We start from the raw sequence: 21986 nt of genomic DNA, 5'->3' as shown, positions 1-21986 counted from the left end.
TGTTAAAAAAGTTCTATTGAGCTATCGCTATTGGTAGAGCTAAGCGCTCCATTTTCAATGAGCGTTTCATATCTGAATACCCTGTTTCGCCCATTCTCTTTGGCGTAGTAGAGAGCCTTATCCGCTTGTTCGATGACATGAGGAGGGAAGTCTTCAACCCCGAGTTTTGAGTAACCAATACTGATCGTTATTTTGCCCACCCGGGGGAACTGAAACTCCTCAATTTCTTTGCGAAAACGCTCCATTACCATCGCTGCGTCTTGAGCAGATATGGGCTCAAGCACAATAACAAACTCCTCACCACCAAAGCGGAAAGGTAAATCTGAGTGCCTAAAATTTTCTTTAATTTTCCGAGATAACATCAGCAGTACTTCGTCACCATAGACATGACCATAGGTATCATTAACCTGTTTAAAGTGGTCAATATCAATCAAGGCCAACCATGCGCTCTTATCATGCGAAATTGGCTTTCGTCTTTTGAGTGACTGTTTTTCTTTTGATCTTCGTATTTGTTCATTTCTTTGTACATCGAGTAAACGCCCGATACGTTTATTAAATGATTTTCGATTGAGCAAGTCGGTTAGCTCGTCCCTTTCACTTTCATTGATAACTCTGAGGTGGTTGGCGTAGATTTGTATCATTCCCTCGATAATCTCTCGGTGAGAGTTGAGGTCGATGGCGCTGGTCAAACTAATACAGCCTTCGACTTTATTATTCACTTTGATGGGTAAAATAAAGTGCCATTGTTTATCGCTAAGAGGGGCGAGAACGGGAAAATTAGCCGTTACACAGCCGAGTATTGCGACCGAGATATCAGAGTCTTTGAGAAAGCCGCAGGTATGAATATTGTTATTGGGAGAAAAAACGATCTGGAGCGTATTTGCGATAGTTTTACGCTCTTTGTCGAAATAAAAGTGAATGAGCTCTATCTTTTCTGTCGGCACTAAATCGGCCACTATTTCCACGAGGCAATTGTCGAGCGCTTCCAGATCATTGTGGCTGGTAAGCTTGATTACGGAATTTAATACTTGGTGGTGCAAGGATAATCCTCTGTAAATTCGCATATCGGGGAGAGCAGTAACTTGAATTATAGCCGCGAATGGTAGAAGAGTTGAGTAATACTTGAAGGCAGTGAGTGAAATTAGCTGATTTGTTCAAAACGATGGGCTGAACGGTTTTTAATAACATTGCCTGGTGCAAATATCTCGCCGTTCATCGCCAGGTAGACGCCTTGCTGCAAGGTTCTTAGCGCACCCAATGCAAAACCAATATTAAAAACAGCATCGGTGTCTTTGAATCGTGCTGGTTTCATTGCTCCGGTCAGGACAATGGTTTTATCGGATATGCCTTCCAACGCCTGCGCTGTTTGCGCCATGGTATCGGTTCCATGGGTGACGAGCACAAGCTTTTGTTCTAGCGTATTGATAATATCGCGCACTTTACTCCGATCTTCGTCTGTCATGTCCAGGCTATCTTTTTTCATGACGGGAATGACCTGATAATCGAAGTTAACGTTAAAGGTATGCAGTAACTCATGAATAGGGCTTTCGGTAATCTGATACTCGCTTAACGCATCAAAATAATCTTTGTCGATAGTACCACCCACCGTCAAAATTGCGATAGCCATGATGATTGCCTCTGATATATAACATCGTTAAAGCATAGTTGATAATTCAATAACCGTTAACGCTTCATCACACGCAACCGTTTATAACCTTTAATCTTTTCAGCTAGCTGGGCGAGCGTATCGATGGCTTGTTTTTCAGCCTCTCTAAGCAGTATCAGCATTATTTCGGCTGTTGCCAATGCATCCGCAGAGGCGTTGTGGCGGTTACTGACATTGAGACCGAAGTGCTCAACCCAGTCATCTAACCCTGCTTGCTGCATTGATCGGCCGAGGTTTATTGAAGGGAACAAGGCCGCAGCAATGTCGGCAACATCAAAAAAAACATGCTTGAGCGGTAGCCCCAGGTCACGTTTTAGTGCCCGTGAAAGCATGCCTTGATCAAAGGGGGAGTGGTAAGCGAGAAAAACGGATTGGCCAGAAAACTGCAAAAACTCTGCTAGTACTTTGTCGGCAGGCTCTCCATTTGCCACCTGTTCAGGTGATATACCATGAACAAGCACCGTGTCATCGACGGTATTGAGCTCTCTGAACAGGGTTCGCTCAAACAATTGTGCTAACTGTATTTCGTTGTTTTCAATCACAACGGCGCCAATGGCAATGATCTGATCTTTGTGAATGTTAAGACCTGTTGTTTCAAGATCCATTACCACAAAACGAGTCTCCCTAAGGGGCGTAAAGTCTATCGGCTGTTTGGGAGGGATGTTCTCTGGCTTTAGCTTTGGGTGCGGCCCTCTTTTTAGGCGGGGCAACCATTTTAGGCGGGGCAACCATTTAAAACTCAGGAACCGCCCGCCAGAGCGTTTTTTGTCATCATAATTTGTCTCATAGGGCATAAGTCACTTCCAACTTATGTTGCAAGCGTTTTGCCTGCCTAAATGACTCTCTCAGTATACGCTGGTCGAGTTGATTGAGCTGAGAGGGGGATATTCTATTGGTCAGTGCTTTACCTGTGCGCGATAACTCCTGGTGGTTTCGCATTCTTAGGAGTTGTATCAGACCGTAGGACTCAATCCAGGCATTGGCATCTTTACTGTCCATCGTGCCACACTTAACCAGAGCGTGAATTCGGTCAATGGTATTTGACTCGACAATGCCCTGCCCAAGAGAAAGAATACGGGCTGCATCCACAAAGGGGGTTAGCCCTTGAGTTTTTAAATCAATCGTATTTTTTTCGCCGCCCTTTGCGTATATAAAACCTTTAAACATGTTCAGCGGGGGGCGGTGATGAAGCGCGCAGGCGGCCATCATTTTTTGAAATAGGGTATTTTTTTGAATTGCGCTAACAACCCGTTTATACATCTCTTTGGCAGCTTTTTCGTCACCCCAGATGGGGCGCATATCAAGGAATATACTTGAGTTAAGTAGATTTTCTGGCGTGTTGGTGCTGATAAAGCGGTAATACCAGTCTTCCCACTCATTTGCACTACGGCAGAGGTCAGGGTTGCTGGCCATAATGTTGCCTTTACACCATGTGAAACCACACTCATCGAGCCGCGTATTGATCTCTTTTGCAAGAGGCAGGAGAAGACTACGAGCATCTTCATCGGTCATGCCGGGGGGCGCTTGAAAGAGTATTCCGTTATCCTGATCGGTGACCAATGTTTGTTCTTTGCGTCCTTCGCTGCCGAATACCAGCCAGGTAAATGGAATACCGGGGTCTCCAAAGGTTTTTACAGTGAGTTCTATCACTCGTACTACGGTATAGTCGTTCAGCAGTGTAATAATGTGGTTAAGCTGCTGAGATGCCGCGCCGTATGCGATCATGGTATCAATCAGTTTGGTAATGTCTTTGCGAATGCTAAGCAGTGTCACCATGCTAGGAGCACTGGCAATGGCTCTCGCTAAATGAACAAGATCAACACGTTGCAACGAAAACAGGTCTCGCTCCGAAACTACTCCGGTGAGCTTTTTATCTTCATCTATAACGCAGACATGAGCAAAATGGTGCTTTGCCATTAATAATGCTGCTTCAAAGGCGGACGCTGAATAAGGGAGTGACTTCGGGTTATGGGTCATCACACTGGAGATTGGGGCATCAAAATCACAGGGGCCTTCTGCTATCACGCGCCTGACATCTCGCAGGGTGAATATCCCTTTCGGCTGGCGACTGTCATCCGTGATGATAATACTCCCTACGTTCTTGCTGTGCATAACCGCAATGGCTTTCTGTATTGGCAGGTCTGGCGTACATACTATAGGGTTGCGAATGGCCAGTTCAGCTATGGGTTGGTCAAGAGAGTGCTGATTGCCAAGCGTTTCTACGGCTTTCGACTGTATTTTTCTGTTTACCTGATCGAGTAGACTGCTGACCCCGCGCAAACAGAAATCTCTGAAAACTGCACTTTGAGTGAAGATATTAACAAAGTGGTTGCGTGATATTTTTAAGCAAAATGTATCACCCGATGCGCGGTGCACGGTTCGGGTTGCCCGTTCTCCAACCAGTGCAGCGATAGGGAAGCATTCACCGGGAGAAATTTCAAATGTTGTATTTGAAGGAGGGGTTGATTCTGCATCTGTCGACTGATTGATGTTACCTGAGGTGTTTTGTGTGGATGATTGGTCAGGGACAGCTCTATTGTCTGGTATGCCGTTACCGGGTATAGCGGATGTGGTGCCATTTACCAGAGACCTGTTTTTAATAGATTTACGCTCACCGCGCACGTTTCCCTGTTTTACGATGTAAAAATGATCAACGATTCCAAGTTCGGGGCTCAGGATGATATCGCCATCTGCGTAGAATGTGAGTACCGCGTGTTCAAGCAATGACGCGGTGTGGGCGGACTCCATCTGACTAAAAGGCGGATATTGGCCCAAAAACGCCATCAAAGCGCGTATGTTTTGTTGTACGGCAGACTTTCCGGTTTCTTCCTGGTTCATATTGCCTCTTGCTCGCCAAGTGCTGTTAGATGGACGTATATGAAGTAGTGGCTTCCAAGCGTTCCGTTGCTTTATTAGTTTAGTTTAGAGTGGGGTACTTTGATCTAATACCTAGGTCTAATAGAGACCCTTACACGACTATTGCGCTCACAAATACGGCGTTAAAAAGGACTCAAAATGGTCATTTATTACATATAAACTGCGCCTTTTCATCATTTTTTGCCTTGTCTTTGCTTCGCTCATAACGTCGTGGAAAGGTATCTGGTAACGGATAACTATTTGGAGAAAATCGAAGAAAATGATAACTTTCTCTCAACAGGCGATTAGATTAAATACTGACACAATTGAAGATAGCGATGGCTGACAAAGACTCTGATCTGTTCTTTGAAGAAATGGGCGACGTAAAGCCTTTGAAGAGCAAAGATAAAGCAAACTTGACGGTGCAGCAAGAGATTACCCCTGGCCATATAGTTAGAAGGGCTTCAGCGGTGACGGAAAAGGTTGTTGATGATAACCACCTGACATCAACTGATCACATTGAAATGCTCTCCTCCAATGATGTGCTTGAATACAAACAGGCGGGCATACAGCACGGTGTGTATAAAAAACTGAGAATGGGGCGATATCCGGTAGAAGCCCGATTAGATTTACACCGAATGACAGTCGAAGAGGCGAGAAAAGAGGTCTTTCGGTTTATCCGTGACTGCATGAAATATGACCTTCGTACCGTGATTATTCTGCATGGGAAAGGAGATCGAAACCCTGACAAAAAAGCCTTGCTAAAGAGTCATCTGGCAAAATGGCTGCCGGATATGGATGATGTCATGGCGTTTCACTCAGCGCAGAAGCATCACGGCGGGACGGGGGCGGTTTATGTGCTGCTAAGAAAAAGTGAGAATGACCGTCAAGCCAATAGAGAGCGCCACGGCTTGCGTTAGCAGTAGCTAAATTGAGTTCTGTTAATAAGCGTTTACGCTATGGATAGGTTCTGAGGCAGTCATTAATAAAATAGTAAAAACCTCGATAGTCTTCTCGAAAGTGTGAAATATCCATTAACAGGCTATCTCGTGTCGCGAAGTAGATCGCCCTCTGCCCATGGTGATCAATCACTTCGCTGGCCTGGGTCAGATATATTCCAAATTGATCCAGTCGCCTGACTAGCTTAGGTTCCATCGCTAAAAAAACGATACTCAGCTGACTTTGAATGAACAGCGATAGCGCGGCCAGATAAAGCCCTACCGTGATAAATGGGAACCTTCTTTGTTGGTCGCTAACTTCTGTTGAGAGGTCGTTAATAACGCCTCTTGGAGTGAGCTGCTCGCCATGCCGTTGTCTAAATGCCTTAGGTACCACCATCCGTGATATTTCACAGTAGCAGCCGTAGGGTAGGGTGTCCGGGTTTATCAGATTACGATAAAACGCCTTGCTATAATTGCGCTCAAATGGGAGTAACATTCCCCGTTTGTGTGAAGGGGGGATGATCAGCCTGATGCTGCCAGCAGCTTGTTGGGTTGCTTGCAGAGAAAGCAAACACTGCAACGAAAACCGATCATACTCATCACGTTCTCGTAGCTTGTGATGGTAGATATCGTAACCAAACTCTTCGCAGTAGGTTTGGTAACGCATTTTATAGATTTCATCGTACTGATCGGGAGTGCATACCTGCTGCAACAAAAAATAGTCGGCAAACAGCTGTGCCAGGGCTGGCGAACTGCTTTGCTGCCTTGAAAGAGGGGCACGGTCCATAGTTGTTTTTCTCCCGCCCTCAATATGCCTAATATTACGGATAAAAGTGGATTACAATCGAAGGTAACTACTTTCAGTCTAGTGCGTGATTAAGCAATATACAAAGTAGATGCGAATCTTTTTCATCTTCCCAAAAAGAGCATTTTTGTTCTTATTAGCGAACCGTCATGAATAACTAAATAGTTTAATCTCATCATCTGTAACTTGACTCTCCATTTAGCTTAATGGTCATGCGATATGCCCGGTACTAGTTTAATCTCATCATCTGTAACTTGACTCTCCATCTAGCTTAATTGTCATGCGATATGCCCGATACAGGGCGATATTCTGAAGCAAAGAGGTGAGTCTTACCTATGCAAGAGATTGTTACACTTCCCTTGTATTGGATGAAGTGTGAGAATGAACTATGTTTAACAGACGATGAGTGAATAAGAAATAAAAAGGTTGTGTTAATGAGCAAATTAACTATTTATGACGGCCAGGATTTATCGACCCCGGCGCTTATAACGGACGATAGCGCTGAAATTGCTGATATTCTCAATGATAAAGGCGTTAGGTTTGAACACTGGCCTGCTCAAAAACTGTTTGCAAATGCAGAGCAGGATGCGATTTTGGCAGCCTATGACAACGATATCTCAAGGTTGAAAAGAGAGTGCGGTTATACGACCGTTGATGTTGTAAAGCTAACACCTGATAACCTCCAAAAAGATCTGTTTCGGAAAAAATTTCTATCAGAACATATTCACATTGAAGATGAAGTCAGGTTTTTCGTGGAAGGCCAAGGGCTATTTTTTCTCAATATCGAGAACAAAATATATGTAGTGCTTTGCCAGAAAAATGATTTGATCAGCATTCCGAATGGCATCACACACTGGTTTGATATGGGACCTGCTCCATCGTTTACCTGCATTCGATTATTTACCAACCCTAAAGGGTGGGTTGCCGAGTTTACCGGAAGTGATCTTGCCAACAGGGTACCAGGGTGGGAGCAATTGATGATTTGAGTTGTTGATTATTAAAGAAAAGTGGCACAAATTTGTCTCGGAATGACGCGGCAATAAAGACTCTTTTATTAGAGATCTTATGAAAATCATGACTCAAAATTTGCGAGAAAGGTCAAAGGCAGAGTAATTGATGTGGTAATCGGTTAAATAGTTTGGTAACCTGCCGCCATTGTTTGACTCGAAAGGAATTCGAGAAAGCGGCTTACGCTTAACGTAAGTTGCTTGTTAAATTGCGAAAGCAGCACACACAATTAACCCACATGGATGTAGGTAGCAAAACATGGAATTGTTATTCCGGGTTGAGTCTGTTCAATCCGAAGAAACCCCGCATAGCGACACCCATAGTCTGGGCAGTTCGAATCAAGCTCCCTCCCAAGGGTATTATTTTTCATTTTCTCCTTTAGGTGGGCTTATTGGCAGGTCTGCAGAATGTGACTGGGTATTGGCCGATCCCGACCGTCGCCTTTCAGGCAAACATGCCGCAATCTCATTCGAAAATCAGCAATTTTTTATTACCGACTTAAGTACTAATGGGCTGTTTGTGAACAGTAGTCGCAGCCCTCTCGGGAAGGGTAATAGTCATCTTATTCAACCTGGTGATCAGCTGACAATGGGGCCATACACTATCTCAGCTAATGTTCGAGAGGCCACAGAGAATATAGCTGAAACAGGTTTGTCAGGGGAAGACCTGGCAAACGCAGATATGTCTGCTGAAACGTTACCCGAAAACGGCGTTGAGAATGCAGGTGTTAATGCGCTTCATGGTGATGAGCAGACTGCTAGAACGCTGGACAGTATTCTCTCGCACGATGATCGCTCAATATCAACCCGTCGTGATCTTGAGCCAGACGAAATATCATTAGTTGAGCATGAGCACCTGATACATGCTAACCAACTCGGTCTTGATGATATTATTGAACTGCCCACTCCGCTTAAGGATAAGACTGAGAACCCGATAAAATCCTCTGGTTGTCGCAACTCGTCCCGAGAACATAGCCAGCCTTCAAGCTCGCTTAACACCACCCGTGAAGCACCGAATACAGCGCCTCCGATTAGCCGTGATAGCGGTACTTCAACGACAGAAGACAAGGAGGCTGATCACCTTGCCGTTATGGCGTTCCTAAGAGGGGCTGGTTTAGATGAAGGTTTACTTTCACGTTCTGATATTAACCAGCTCATGTTTAACTTTGGTGGATTGCTGAAGTGCTACACAGGTGAGCTTATGAAGCTAATGGGTGAGCGAAGTAGCTACAAAAACCAGTGTCGGCTGGATATGACACTAATCGCACCAGAACATAATAACCCTTTGAAATACTGTGTTAATGAAGCCCAGGCATTAAGAGAAATCGTTATATCTCCTCAGCCTGAGAACCTTTCCGGAGGGCGTGCCGTAGAGTCGGCTATGGCAGATATACGGGATCATTACTGGCGAGTAGAAAAAGCATATCAGGGAACACTATCTTCACTCGTTGAGTATCTCGGCGTCTCAAGTAACAACGGGGAAACTCCACCGGCGATAATACACAAGTCGAAATCTGCTTCTGGTCTATCCGCCAGACCTTGGCAGTACCGGAAGCAAATAAAAGCACTCAAGCATAAAACAACGTTGCTGAAAGACCCCGACTACTACTCTGATGAGTTCTTCTCCCCACGCTTTTCTTACTATTACCAAAACCCCGATAGAGCAACCTCTGAAGCTGAAAAGCAGGATGGGTAATGAGTTTAAGGTTATTAATTAACGGAATAGAGAGCTGTTTAAGATGGAGAGCCACGTGTTTAAGTATTTAGTATCGCTGCTGTTGATTAGTGTATTGACTGGGTGTGCGAGTTGGGTTGAGTCTGACATTACCAAGCTGGATATACGCTTTACAGCGTCTGGCGACCTAAACCCTGATATTTCTGGAAGACCCTCTCCGCTGGTGGTTCGTATGTATGAATTGAAGGCCCCTTCTATATTCGAAAATGCTGATTTTTATAGTCTATACGACTATGGCAATGAGACATTGGGGCCGGACTTTGTTGCAATGGAAGAGTTGACGCTTAAGCCTGGCGAACAGTTAGATATGAAGCTCGCGCTTCAAGAAGGGACTAATTATATCGCTATTTTAGGTGCTTACCGCGATATGAATAAAGCGAATTGGCGGCGAGTGTTTCCAGTTTCTGTTAAGAATAAAAACAAAAAGAATATTGTGTTTGCCGGCAGCAGTATCGATGTGCTCGAGTAATGTTTGAAGTGGGTCAAAATGAAGGGGTAAGCTCTTCCAGTTTGTTGGCTGGTTAAGATCTTGCTTGCAGTATCCCCTGAAGGGGCAGGTTAATTGGAATTAGGGATTTCGCCATGGATAAGGTGATATGGAGTGAGGGAATGTTTCTTCGCCCTCAGCATTTTCAGCAATTTGAGCGTTTTATAGAGTATCAGGCTGTTTCTCGCCAACGGTACTTAACGCCATATTTCTGGGGGGTGACCAAGCTGGAACTTGACGCTTCGTTACTCTTGCTTGGCAAAATTGCTGTTGCCTCTGCAGAAGGGGTTTTCCCTGATGGCAGTATGTTTAGCGTGAGTTATGACCCTGAGTTTCCTTTGGCGGTTCAGCTTCATAAAGGGCAAGAAGAGCAAGTCGTATATATTGCCATTCCTCCACAGATTAAAGGCGCTGTTGATAGCGATGATTCAGCGTTAAGTCGTGGCGTGCGATATCGCCAGGAACAAACAGATATCAGGGACAGCCATGGCGTTAATAACGAACGGGTTTATCCCATCTCTACAGGCGTGCTAAATGCGACCCTGGTAACCGAAGACCACCTGGAAGATCAACTGATATCGCTGCCTATTGCCCGAGTTTCCTCGATTAATGATGACGGCTCGCTGGTGCTCGACCCTCTATTCGGTGTACCCACATTAGATATATCAATTAATAGAACCTGCACTACAGGTGTTGCAGATTTGATCTTGCTAATGAAGGACAAAGCAAAACAACTGGCTGCCTCGATTGAAAGTGGTGTCGGTAATGGCGCGGGAACCGTTGTAGACTTGCTGATGCTGAAGTCTTTGAATTGTTGGGTTGCCGAGCTTAGTATTCTGATCAAGCAAAACCCACTTCACCCTTACGAATTATTTAAACACCTATCTGCATTTATTGCCGAAGTCAGTACCTTTACCCGAACCGATAGAATTGCAGAAATTGATTGCAACTATAATCACATAGAATCTGCCCAGCAGTTACTCAAGCTAGTTGAAAGTGCGCGTGTGCTGGTCTCAACCGCATCAAAAAGCAAGGCGACTTCTTTGCCGATACAACGCAGAAAGTTTGGTATCAGTATTGTTGGTCTGCCCACAGAGTCGATGGTTGATGACGACTTTATCCTGGCAATTAAAGCGGACTTATCCTCAGAGCATATTCGTAAGCTCGTCGGCAATAAGCTAAAAGTAGGTAGTATCGATAACATTAAAGACTTGGTGAACTTGCAGCTACCAGGTTGTACTAAAGAGCGGCTACCTGTGACTCCTCGCCAAATTCCTTACCATACTGGAATGACCTATTTCCGGTTGTTACCTGACGAAGATATGAAGGCGAGCATTAAGCGTTCTAGTGGCATTGGGATACACATATCAGGTGATGTACCAGGGTTGGAGTTTGAGCTCTGGGTTGTCTCTTCGGACTAGTCAGGAATCGTGCTTAATAATGTGCTGCTACGGCAGTTTTGGCCTTTAATGCCCCCCAAATCATGTATCAGTATCCAAGGAATGAGACTGAAGAGTGTACAAGATGGAAACTATAGATAGAGCGGTCGGTGACGGCGGTTTAACTCATAATGCAAGAAGCAATCGCATATCTCCAATCGCAGGGCGAGACAGCGGTGCAACGCTGGAGATTTTATCGGAGAAAACGATTGTTGATGTTGATTATGATAGCCGGAATCAACCGCAGGACGCTTTGGCACCTTCCCAGATAATGCCTCTGTCAGACGGTAGCCCTCTGTCTGACGATAGTCCTCTGTTGCCAGATGAAAAAACGATTGTAATAAGCGGGGTGAGAAACAGTGATTTTGGCCACTCTCAACAAGAAGGTGAGACGCTAGTCTCTGGGTTAAGCCACGATGCGTGTGAACCCTTCCAGGCTTCGGCTAAACACATGAGCAGAGGGGAGGCGCAACCAGAAAACTATGCAAGAGCAGAGTCAGGTAGCAACGGGAATCTTCAGCATCATTCGGATATTCAACGCAGGATTGTTAACGAAAACTTGCTGGTGAGTAGTGCGATGCCTTTAATTCATGATGCTATGGGGCTGTGTTCTCTAGATGACTCAGCTGACATGCACGATGTGCGCGCTAGACTCATTTCAGCTATTGGTCGTTTTCAGAATCAGGCAGAACAATGCGTGAGTGACCAACGACATGTAATAGCTGCGCGCTATCTGTTGTGCTCATTTATTGATGAAATTGTTGCGACAACACCTTGGGGGCTTTCCCATCGCTGGGGGGCGGAGAGTCTATTGAGTTATTTCCATAACGAGACTTATGGTGGCGATGGATTTTTCACCCTTCTTGAACGCGCCAAACAGCAGCCACAACAGTACCTGGATTTGTTAGAGCTTATGTACGTATGTCTATCGTTGGGGTTTTCTGGGCGTTACCGTGTTGATCGAGACGGAAAAACCAAACTTGAAGCCATGCGAGAGGAGATGATGACGATTATCTCTAAATATCAGGCACCAGAAAATAGAGGCTTAGTCGTCGGTGAAGTTACCGTTCAAAAGCCTCAAAAGAAAGCTCTGTGGTGGCTGGTATTGGTAACTACCTTGACAGTGTTGGTAGGGAATAGTGTGGGATATCTGATGTTCTCGAATCAGATCGACGTGCGTATGGATAGCGTGTCTGATTACGTGTTGAGCAGCATAAAGTCAAAGAATTAAGCACCACTGTTATCAAGGTATCCCTATTTAATGGTAACAGTATCGCGGAACAACTAGGAACGTATTAGTTGGCGGATCAAATGGAATTGAGCGCATGAACTGGAAAAACAATCGTTTTTTTACTAGAAAACGAGCAGATAAATTAGCCAAAAACGACAATAGCCGCGAGACCTCATCAAAGGTATATCAGTCGCTTTTCAGGCAACAGCTTATCGATGTAAGCAATGCATTGGGTGAACGTAAAGTAGAGCGTCTGGCCAGAAAGCTGTTTTATAAAAAAACGGTATACCTGGTATTAGAATCTCCGCACGCGAGTTTAACAGAGTTAAGCGGCAATTCACTTGCAAACATCTCTTACCGGGGAAAAGGCTCGGTAACCCCTTCTAGCGGCAGTCTTAAAACCGCATACGATCAGGAAAACGGTTATATCTTGCCCTCTTGGCATGTTGATGCATCATCGCTATTGATGAAAATTCATTTTGAAGATGAAGTATTTTCTTCTGGCCACTCGTTTGAAGATCTTATCCCTCCTTTGGTTGCAAAGTTGAAACCTGGTAACGCAGGCCGCTATTTAGGCGGCTTACTCATTTATGTTCATCGGCATGACTTGCTGTCTGAATCCACGCCCGCCTGGTTGAATAAAATGGCGTCGTTTGTTGCGCAAGTTGCGTCAAAGACTCACGAAAATATTCCTGTTTACCTTGTTCTTGAAGGAATGGGGGTTTCTGACCAAGTGGCAAGTAGTAATGACCATGCCAGCTTATTGGCGACGCCTGTGGGGATGTTTCGAGACCATAAAACGGTGTTGTCTGACAATTTTAGTCAGTGGTATTCCCAGGCAAAAGTAGAATTAACTAAAAGATTGTTGAGAAAGACGCTTAAAGATGTTCAGTATGTTCACAATGTTGAGGCCCGTAAACGAGCTTTTTCCGAGTTAAAGGCGATTGAGCAAAGCTTGAACCAGCTCAAACGCGTATCAGAGCATTTGAATCACCAATGGAATTTTTCTGAACAACATACCGTACCCTGGATTCGGGCTGCTTTTGTTGCCCCCCAAGGTGCTGGTGCCATGAGTCGGCTGGCGATGGATTCTAATAGTGGGAAAGGGTTTGGCTCTCATCACTGGTGGCAGCGGTTTAGCCATATTCTGATTAAAGATCGAGGGTGTGGCAGCAGCGAATCGAATACACAGGTGGCGCGTAAAACGGCTCTGGCTTGCTCAGCTGCGGTGATGCTGTTTGGTGCGCTCTGGGGAGGGCTAATGTGGCGAGACTATGCCAAGGCAGAGCAGGCTGTTAGCCAGTTTAGCGAGCAACGACTGCGGGTGACTCCTGATGGCAATACGCTACTTGAAGGCCATTCTCAGGGGCTGTCTTCTACCGTTGATGGGCGCTCAGGGTTTGAGCAGGTGCTGGCAGAGTTGACAGGTGTTGAGCTACACCATAATCAGTTAAATGAGGCATCTGAGAATGTTCATTGGCCATCGCTATTCACCTTTGATGCACTGCATCGGCAGCAGGATATTCTGGTAGATATATCAGAAAACATCGTGAACCAGCAGTTTGGACAAATGCTGAACACGGAGTTGTTAACCGTATTAAAGAGCAGTAATGACTTTGAGACATTGTACCCTGCTTTAAAAAGCTACCTGCTATTTCATCAAGACCGAGAGAAACGCGCAGAATACCTTATGTGGTGGTTTGGTCGTCGTTGGCACGAAGTCTACCAATACTCTCCTGACCGCAGGCAGAAACTTGCCCGACATTTGTCTGCCTTTCTAAATGGTCAGGAGATAGACGCGCAAATTGATCATGAAGCCGTTTCGGTTGCCAGAGCTAAAATGCTAGCAACCCCTTTAGCCAAACGTATGTACTTTGAGATAAAACAATTGGCTAATAGCCAGCAACCCTCAGCCAGTGGGCTAAAAGAAATTATTGGTTACCGTCAGGCAGGTGTGTTTAATAACGCGTCTGAGGCCGTACCGACTTTTTATACCTTGCTGGGATATCAGACGTTGTTTTTACCTAAAGTGAGCCAGGTGGTAGAGAAAGCAAATGCTGATGAGTGGGTGTTGGCAGAGCCATCAGGAGAGAGTGTCGAAAATACCAAGAGTGACATAGATCTGCTGGAGAGCGCGATTTATGACCTTTATATCGCTGACTATATGGCCGAATGGGAGCAATTTCTTAGTCAGTTAGCTATTTCAAAAACAAACTCTTTTGGCCAATTAAGCACTCTGATAAAAAATGCCTCAGGCAATGAGGGGGCTATCCGTCGGGTTCTCAACTATGTCTACGACAATACAGGGTCTTATCAAGCGCTTGCTGCGGTTGACGTTAAAGGCGTTGTTGAGCGTGTTGAAAGTGCAGCTCCAGCAAGTACCTTAGCGCCAACGCACCGGGTCAGGAATGGGTTAAAAGGTGCAGCAGGGTATCTATCATCTAAGAATTCTTTACCAGTTCACCCGATGAGCCGGGTGTCACGGCACTTTGAACGACTTAATTCGGTTATCAACAACAGTGAAAACAAGTCGTCCGCAATAGATGAAGTTGATAAGCAAATGCTTCAGTTGGAAGAGTATCTAGCCGACTTTGATAGCTCAACGAATCAGATGAGCAATCTCTCTTCAGTATTTGATGCGACGGTTAAAAGAGCAAAAGGGTCTAGAAAGGATGCGATTTCTCAACTGAAAAGAACATCAAAACTGCTGCCCGAGCCCTTAAATAAGTGGGTTGGTTCTGTTTCTACCCAAGCCTGGGGGCAGATGGTTGCTCATACGAAACGTTATATTCAGGATGCATATCAGAATGAGGTGTATGTCTTTTATCGCGACAACCTAAACCAAAAATACCCTTTCCATACGCTCTCTAAAAATGACACTGATGTGGACCAGTTTTCAGAATTCTTTAAGCCCGAAGGCTACGAGCAGAGCTTCCTGAACCATTATATTAAACCGTTCATTAGAACGGGTAAGAAACGTTGGAGCGAAAGAACGGTAGACGGGCTGTCTATTGGGCTTAAAAGGGGTTACCTCTCACAGTTACAGCGCGCAGACAAAATTCGCAATGCGCTGTTTAATAAGCGACACGAGCTACATGCAGAGCTGCAACTACAACCCATTTATCTTGATGCAAACATAAGCCGGTTTGAGCTCAACCTAATGGGGGAGCGTTTGAGCTATCGCCACGGCCCCCAGAAAACATCAAAAATATCATGGCCTGCCTCGTTGAACGAAGATGATATATCAATGAGGTTCGAAGACTATAACGGAAATCTGGTAACCGATGACATTTCGGGCGAATGGTCACTTTTTCGTATGATCGAACAGTACGGAAAAGAGGCAGAGCCTAACCAACATCGTTTTCGCATGAGCTTTGAGGTTAATGGACAGCGTGCTGTATATAAAATATCAGGACGCACTCTAACCCCTGATTTGTTGGGCGAACTAAGTAAGTATCGAATTCCGTCTACGCCCCTAAGTTGATCGAATACATGTTAGTGGACTTAAGTTGGTTTAGTTTATGAGCAACGCAAAGAGTGCAAACAGGATGATTTGGAATAGTAGTGACTATAGTCATCCTGGACATAGCAGAAAAATAAACGAAGATGCTGTTTTTAGTGATCCCAGATCCGGCACTTGGTGTGTGGCTGATGGTATGGGAGGTCATGAGCAAGGAGGTCTGGCTAGCTTGCTGCTGGTGGAGACGATCGCTGATGCACCGATATATGGCTCTCTTGAACAAAGGGTAAAAGAGATTCAACAGCGTATATTAAGACTTAATCAGGCCTTATATGCCAAGGGGCGGGATGTCATTTCCGATCATAATGGCAAGAGGCAAATAATTGGCTGTACCTTTGTCATCCTCATTAGTGATGGCTTATACAGCACATGTCTTTGGGCTGGCGACAGTCGGCTATATTTGCTGAGAGAAGATAACTTATACCAAATCACGGATGATCATACTGTTGTCAATGACTTGCTAGCCAGGGGCGTTATTTCAAAGAGCGACTCTGAAAATCACCCTCAGTCGCACATCGTAACGAGGGCATTGGGGGCGGCAGAGCATGTTGAGTTTGAGAAAAAAACATTTGCAGCCCGTGAAGGTGATCGTTATTTGTTGTGCAGTGATGGGCTATACAATGAACTGGACTCAAACGACATATCAGAAGCGTTATCTATTGAGGGAAGTAGTAACAGTTGCAGAGTGCTCATTGAAAAAGTGCTTCAGACTGATGCAACGGATAATTTAACGGGTTGCGTTATTAACGCATCTTATGCACCTGAATACTAACACTACAAGTTATATCTGTTAGCAACTTGTTAGTTCAAGATTAACCAAGCTAAGAGTAAAGGATTAAACGGGGTTGCATCATGCAGGAAGCCAGACAACAGTCAAACGATAACGTATCTGGAATACAATCTGGTTACCCGGCAGCCGCCATTCAAGCCGGTTCCATATTGAGCAATAGATTTTTGCTTGAAGAGCTGTTAGGTGAGGGGGGCATGGGATCTGTCTATAAGGCGCTGGATTTAAGAAGGGAGGAAGTTCAAGACCCAAACCCTTATGTTGCGATTAAGTTATTAAATGAGAAGGTGCGGCAAGTCACTGGGGCGGGCATTGCGCTTCAGCGCGAAGCGGTCATCGCTCAAAGGCTTCAGCATAGCGGCATTGCAGCAGTCTATGATTACAACCGGGATGAATCCCATGCGTATATTGTGATGGAGCTTATTGAAGGGTATACACTGGATCAGATTATTATTTCTGAATACCCGGATGGCTTACCGGTAGCAAAATCATTTAGGCTTATTAGCCTGCTGATAGATGCCATTACATTTGCTCACCGGCAAGGTGTTGTTCACGCAGACATTAAGCCGTCGAATATTAAAGTACTCCCTGGTGGAGGGGTTAAGGTGATGGACTTTGGCTTGGCCAGGGTAATGAGCCTGATGAACATGAACCTCGACTCGGGAGGTTCGGACGTTGACTCCCAATGGCGCCACCGCTCTCTTTGTGATGCCATTACGCCCTCCTATGCAACCAATGCACGACTACAAGGTCGTCAGCCAGTAAGAATAGATGATGCTTATGCATTAGCTTGTGTCATATACCTTGTACTAACCGGGCGGCATCCTTATCAGCGAATGACTGCCGAAAAAGCACTCAAGCAAGGGATTAAACCCTTGCGCCCTGTTCAGTTAAGCAAGAAACAGTGGCGCATCCTGCAGCGAGCATTGGATCCGAACATAGCGGCAGAAAGTGAAATTATGAAAGAGCTTTCTTTAGCTTTTTGTCAGGTGAGCAGAAAGCGAATACGGCACCGGCGTAAAGCTTCCGCAGTTGCGGCCTTTGCTCTTTTATGTGCATCAGTGGTTCCTGCCAGTCAATGGCTTAGCGATGATTTACCCGTCTGGAAAATTCGTTATTCTGATAGTGAAAACCGTGCTCAGCAAATAATGAGTTATATGACTGATGACTCTGCTTCAAGGTTGCAGGCGCTAGAGACAATTCTGCTACCCAAACTAATTCTAGAATGGCGAAGACTGTGGTCAGCACCTCCCAATCTGATGGACGAGCCTTTGGAAGAGCAGAAGCGGACAGCCACAGCACTGTTGCAGAGTCTTGAGGTTGCAGATAATTTGACCCCTTATTTATCCAGCAATCTGGCGTTCGTAAAGGCCAGAAACCAACTGATAAAATTCCAGGCAGATTATAGTGTCAGGGCGCTCATCGGCTACGAATCCCGATTGGTAACTTACTTGACCGCTCTACAACCTAACTCAACGCTGGATTTTATTGCGTTGTATAACAGCGCTATGTTGCTTAAGTTGGTTACTGGAGACCCGAGCATTATTGAGGAAGATACCAGGCTTAGCTCACTGCTTTACCATGAGATGGCTGATGATTGGCGTGCGGGAAGGTATTTTCCATTGGGCGAAAAACTGCAACTTGCGAAGTCACTATTTCCAAATAAAGGTGAGTGGGGTGCCGCAGAAAACATGCTAAGCGCCAGGCTATCCAGCGGAGAAACCCCAAACTTTGGAAATGACAAAGAACCGCTGTTTTCTGATTCGGTTTCAGTCAGTAAGGTTGATATTTCTTTGGTGCACCAACCTATGCTGGCTTATTTACTAAAAAAAATAAAAGCTGCATCCGCCAATCAGTTAGATATAAACCCTGTTTATCGAGACATTTTGACAGATCAGCATGCCAGATACGTTTCACTCGGAGGTAATGAGTATGAATGGGAACGGTTGGTCGCTCAATCTGACCTTGACTACGCTCGCGAACTGTCAAAGTGGAAACGCGATGAAGAGGCGTATCAGGTAGTTGAGGAAATATTATCAGCCCGGTTGAGACTATAAAGTCTATGAAGCAACACTAATATCAATACCTGCTTAATATAAAACCAGCGCATAGTAATTTAATGCCTAATTTACATTGGGGCATGACGGATTGAACAGGCACTTTAAGTGCTTGTTTAATAAATGAAGATAGGGATTTATCTTCGCACTAACGAGCCACGATGTGGCTAAACGATAATTTTTAAAGAAAGGAAGCAGTATGCCAACTCCAGCGTATATGACCATTAAGGGAGAAAAACAGGGTTTTATTACTGAAGGAAACTTCACCGAGCCATCGGTTGGGAATATCTTTCAGGAAGGCCATGAAAATGAGATCTTAGTTGAGGCATTTCAACATGATGTTGTTCTGCCGCGGGATCCTCAAAGCGGCCAACCCACAGGCCAGAGAGTGCATCAGCCGCTTGTCATCACTAAGGTGTTTGATAAGTCATCTCCACTGCTATTTCAGGCATTAACCAGTGGTGAGCGTCTACCTGAATGTGAAATTAAGTGGTACAGAACCTCTTCTACAGGGCTTCAAGAGCACTATTTCACTATTAAGTTAGAAGATGCGATCTTGGTTGATATCAAATCGCACATGCCGAACTGCCAAGACCCTTCGCAGGCACATTTTACGCACCTGGAAGACGTGTCTTTCACCTACCGTAAAATAACCTGGACTCACGAAGTTTCAAATACGTCTTCATTTGATGACTGGCGTTCATTGAAAGTGTGATCTGTTGATTACCAGGGCACGATTATCGTGCCCTTTTTCAATTACGTACGATATAAATGCTTGGCTGTGAGTTAAATTTGGTAAAATACGCTATGGAGAAATGCGGTAAGGTATTACGTGCAATAATCTCGGCAGGAGGCTGGTTGTGAAAACCCGTGTAACGGTTCGAGGGCAGGACTACGATATTTATTCTCCTGGGTATGATTTAACACAGGCCGGTAAGTTTATAAGTTTTGCTGATAATACATACCAAATAGCCCTATTTGCAGAAGCGTTGGTTAACTATAATCCCGCTGAAGCCAACCAATTGTCGCACTGTTTTCATAGGCGCGACCAAATAGCAGATATTCAAAAGCAATTGGAATGCGGTCAACTTATCGTCATACAGCCTGGAGATAACGAAAGTAAACGGCCTGGTGAAGCAGGGTATAGTTGGTTAAAAGCCCCTAGCGATTACCATCAAACCTTGTCTCGAAGCAATCCATCATTTGCCGATAGTCGAATGAGCGCAGCGGCAGCTCTAAAAACTCACCCCCCCGTATTTTCTAAACCACAATACAAAGACTCAACAGAAACTAAAGAGCGACTAAACCATAAACTGGTTATAGAAGTTGCAGGCCGTGACTTATCAAATAAACAGTCTATCGTCTTGAATAAATGTAAAGAAGGTACCTCTCAGCGGCAATACTCAGTCAATGATCATAAATATTCACATCGCAGTCTGGTGACATTTAATAATCTAACGCAATGTAACCGTTCATTTGGTGTGGCCATTGCAATGGCTGGAGAGCCTTCGCCAATGGTGTTGCCACTGAATAAGCATGCGTTACCTTGCAAAGGCACCATCGCAAAAAAAGAGTGGGATAACATACTGATTCCTATAAAACCAATGCGGTATTTCTCAACACAAAGTGATAAAAATAACGCGGGTCTATTAAGGGGTGGCTGGCTGTATGTGTTTTGGCAGGGGCGTTTATGGCGAGAGCTAGAGGTAAAAGAAAATAGTGCATTACGAGATGTGCGGGTGGAATGGTATCGAAGCCAGTACGGATTTGGCTTTCATAAATCAGATGAAGCGCGTGAGGCAGAAGGACATTGGTTAACGAATATATGGGTGCCCTACAAACTGGATAATGATTACCAGCTCAAGCGAAAAGGCGTTCGAGTCGCGTTTAGTGAAACCCAGTGGTCATGGGGAAAGATCAAGGAGATAGAGTCAAATACCGATCAACTTTTAAGCAAAACAGCGTCTGTTGATGCGGTTGAACAGTACTCAAAAACTCAATCGTTTGAATTACTAGACGGTGATATGAGTTCAATTAACACTATATTACACACAGTAAAAAGCACAGACCAAAGCATCGTTGATGAAGAACGAAAACAGAAAATACCTGTCATTTTTCTGAATGCAGCAGCCAATACACTTAACTTTTTATTCGAGCTAGACCCGTTTGATAGTGATGATCGTGATGACTTAATAACTCTCCAAACAGCCGACAAAAGTTGGCGTCAGACTATTCAGGTGCAAGATGCCCGAATGCATAAACCAAACTGGGCAATACTTGAGTACAGTGGCATGCCAAAAGCCAGTTTGCTCAGTATGATTCAAGACCCTAATGATGGGGAACCGGCCTTTTATCTGTTTCAGAACTTAACCTACCAACAGGTTATAGAGTTGACTGAAAGTGCCAACACCCACCCGGAAGATGATTACTTAGACGACGCTCAAGCGAACGACAGATAAGGATACTATAAATGTTAAGACGAGCCAGCCAGCAGGGATTACTTCTAAGCGTATTACTCATGCTGCTCAATTTAAGTGGTTGTTTTGAAGACCGTTCTGAGTCCAGCAGTTCGCAAGCACAAGACGGTTCATCAGAAGAACAACCGTTTGTTATTAAGCCAGAAATATACGGCGACCCTGATATTTTTGATGGGCCTCGCATTCAGTTTGCGATGAAGGCGCCGGGCGAAAATAGGCGGACTATTTGGTCGATTAAAACTGATGGAACAGATTTAAGGCAGGCTGTAAATAATCAACGATTAAGAGGAGAGACAGACGCGGTTTTTAATCATCCTCCAGTACGATCTCCAGATAATCGTTACATTGCCATTTCAATGATGACTAGTGAAGGGTTAGAAAAACAGCTCATAGATTTGAAAAGCAATACCAAAATCACCTTTGCCAAAGGGGGCGGTATTCCATTATTTCAATGGACAAGTGATAGCAAGGAAGTTTTTTTTCACATGGACCAAAACCTATGGCGTTACCATGTTGACCGAAAAACGATGACAAAGGAGGTTAAAATTGGCTATCAAGGCACCTATTACCTACGGGACAAAGATCAGTTTTTTGTGGTGCAGGAGGATGGCTTTGAATGGTTTGATCGACAAGGTGAGTCGATCAGAAAAGTAGTTCTAAATACGAAGTGGGGGTTGAGAAAGTGGCATCAACTGTCACTGAGTGGAAGAAGGTTCCTATATACTCAATCTCGCGATGAGTACTGGTATATAGTTGATACTGAGGCTCCATATAAGATTATCTATAAGCGCAACGACGGAGTTTATGATGCATCTACCTTCTCAAAAACGGGAGAGTTCTTATTCGTTAGAAGTTGGGGTGGAATTGCACGCTTGAATATTGATACTGGCGAAACGATAAAGATATACGATTCAGTGAGAGGGTTGGGTGGAACGGCCTTTTACACCTTAATAAATACGGATTCGTAATAAGGAGTAT

General features: G+C 44.7%; 17 protein-coding genes. 12 read left to right on the top strand and 5 right to left on the bottom strand.

Going from position 1 to position 21986, the window contains the following annotated elements; genetic code table 11:
* Positions 1-2: 2 nt before the first annotated feature.
* The 4 genes from MY523_RS11290 to MY523_RS11275 form a co-directional block, all read right to left on the bottom strand.
* Entirely contained in the window at positions 3-1040 is a 1038-nt protein-coding gene (locus MY523_RS11290; RefSeq protein WP_250654809.1) for a GGDEF domain-containing protein, read from the bottom strand.
* A gap of 101 nt (positions 1041-1141) precedes the next feature.
* Positions 1142-1627, bottom strand: coding sequence for an asparaginase domain-containing protein (locus tag MY523_RS11285; protein WP_250654808.1), 486 nt, complete (start codon positions 1625-1627; stop codon positions 1142-1144).
* 56 nt (positions 1628-1683) lie between these two features.
* A complete protein-coding gene (locus MY523_RS11280; RefSeq protein WP_250654807.1) occupies positions 1684-2460 on the bottom strand; it encodes a 3'-5' exonuclease in 777 nt (258 codons plus the stop codon).
* Positions 2450-4504, bottom strand: coding sequence for a DUF294 nucleotidyltransferase-like domain-containing protein (locus MY523_RS11275; RefSeq protein ID WP_250654806.1), 2055 nt, complete (start codon positions 4502-4504; stop codon positions 2450-2452). Before MY523_RS11275 ends, MY523_RS11280 begins: the two co-directional genes overlap by 11 nt.
* Positions 4505-4860: 356 nt before the next feature.
* Between MY523_RS11275 and smrA the strand changes: the two genes are divergently transcribed.
* Positions 4861-5442, top strand: a complete 582-nt coding sequence (gene smrA, locus MY523_RS11270) for a DNA endonuclease SmrA (RefSeq protein WP_250654805.1) — start codon at positions 4861-4863, stop codon at positions 5440-5442.
* A gap of 37 nt (positions 5443-5479) precedes the next feature.
* On the opposite strand, the gene MY523_RS11265 is transcribed toward smrA, so the two are convergent.
* The gene (locus tag MY523_RS11265) at positions 5480-6250 is read right to left on the bottom strand and encodes a PEP-CTERM/exosortase system-associated acyltransferase (protein WP_250654804.1); all 771 of its coding nucleotides are present in this window, start codon (positions 6248-6250) and stop codon (positions 5480-5482) included.
* Positions 6251-6702: 452 nt separating this feature from the next.
* On the opposite strand from MY523_RS11265, the gene MY523_RS11260 reads away from it, so the two are divergent.
* From MY523_RS11260 to MY523_RS11210, 11 genes are all read left to right on the top strand, one after another.
* Positions 6703-7254 (top strand): 1,2-dihydroxy-3-keto-5-methylthiopentene dioxygenase, encoded by a 552-nt coding sequence (locus MY523_RS11260; RefSeq protein ID WP_250654803.1) that lies wholly within the window; start codon positions 6703-6705, stop codon positions 7252-7254.
* 280 nt (positions 7255-7534) lie between these two features.
* Positions 7535-8971, top strand: coding sequence for a type VI secretion system-associated FHA domain protein TagH (gene tagH, locus MY523_RS11255; RefSeq protein ID WP_250654802.1), 1437 nt, complete (start codon positions 7535-7537; stop codon positions 8969-8971).
* 55 nt (positions 8972-9026) lie between these two features.
* The gene (gene tssJ / locus MY523_RS11250) at positions 9027-9479 is read left to right on the top strand and encodes a type VI secretion system lipoprotein TssJ (protein ID WP_250654801.1); all 453 of its coding nucleotides are present in this window, start codon (positions 9027-9029) and stop codon (positions 9477-9479) included.
* 113 nt (positions 9480-9592) lie between these two features.
* The gene (gene tssK / locus MY523_RS11245) at positions 9593-10918 is read left to right on the top strand and encodes a type VI secretion system baseplate subunit TssK (protein WP_250654800.1); all 1326 of its coding nucleotides are present in this window, start codon (positions 9593-9595) and stop codon (positions 10916-10918) included.
* Between the two features lie 103 nt (positions 10919-11021).
* A complete protein-coding gene (icmH, locus tag MY523_RS11240) occupies positions 11022-12167 on the top strand; it encodes a type IVB secretion system protein IcmH/DotU (RefSeq protein ID WP_250654799.1) in 1146 nt (381 codons plus the stop codon).
* A gap of 94 nt (positions 12168-12261) precedes the next feature.
* The gene (gene tssM / locus MY523_RS11235; protein WP_250654798.1) at positions 12262-15651 is read left to right on the top strand and encodes a type VI secretion system membrane subunit TssM; all 3390 of its coding nucleotides are present in this window, start codon (positions 12262-12264) and stop codon (positions 15649-15651) included.
* A gap of 37 nt (positions 15652-15688) precedes the next feature.
* Complete coding sequence (locus MY523_RS11230) at positions 15689-16459, top strand: PP2C family protein-serine/threonine phosphatase (protein ID WP_250654797.1); 771 nt, start codon at positions 15689-15691, stop codon at positions 16457-16459.
* 80 nt (positions 16460-16539) lie between these two features.
* Positions 16540-18531: a serine/threonine-protein kinase gene (locus tag MY523_RS11225; RefSeq protein WP_250654796.1), complete on the top strand. Its 1992-nt coding sequence runs from the start codon at positions 16540-16542 to the stop codon at positions 18529-18531.
* A 199-nt stretch (positions 18532-18730) separates the two neighbouring features.
* Positions 18731-19246, top strand: coding sequence for an Hcp family type VI secretion system effector (locus tag MY523_RS11220; protein WP_250654795.1), 516 nt, complete (start codon positions 18731-18733; stop codon positions 19244-19246).
* A gap of 145 nt (positions 19247-19391) precedes the next feature.
* Entirely contained in the window at positions 19392-20990 is a 1599-nt protein-coding gene (locus tag MY523_RS11215; RefSeq protein ID WP_250654794.1) for a toxin VasX, read from the top strand.
* An 11-nt stretch (positions 20991-21001) separates the two neighbouring features.
* On the top strand, positions 21002-21976 hold the full coding sequence (locus tag MY523_RS11210; protein ID WP_250654793.1) for a hypothetical protein: 975 nt from the start codon (positions 21002-21004) through the stop codon (positions 21974-21976).
* Positions 21977-21986: the final 10 nt, after the last annotated feature.

Origin of the sequence: Alkalimarinus coralli (assembly GCF_023650515.1) — a bacterium.
Lineage (GTDB): Bacteria > Pseudomonadota > Gammaproteobacteria > Pseudomonadales > Oleiphilaceae > Alkalimarinus > Alkalimarinus coralli.
This window is presented reverse-complemented; position numbering and strand designations above follow the sequence as displayed.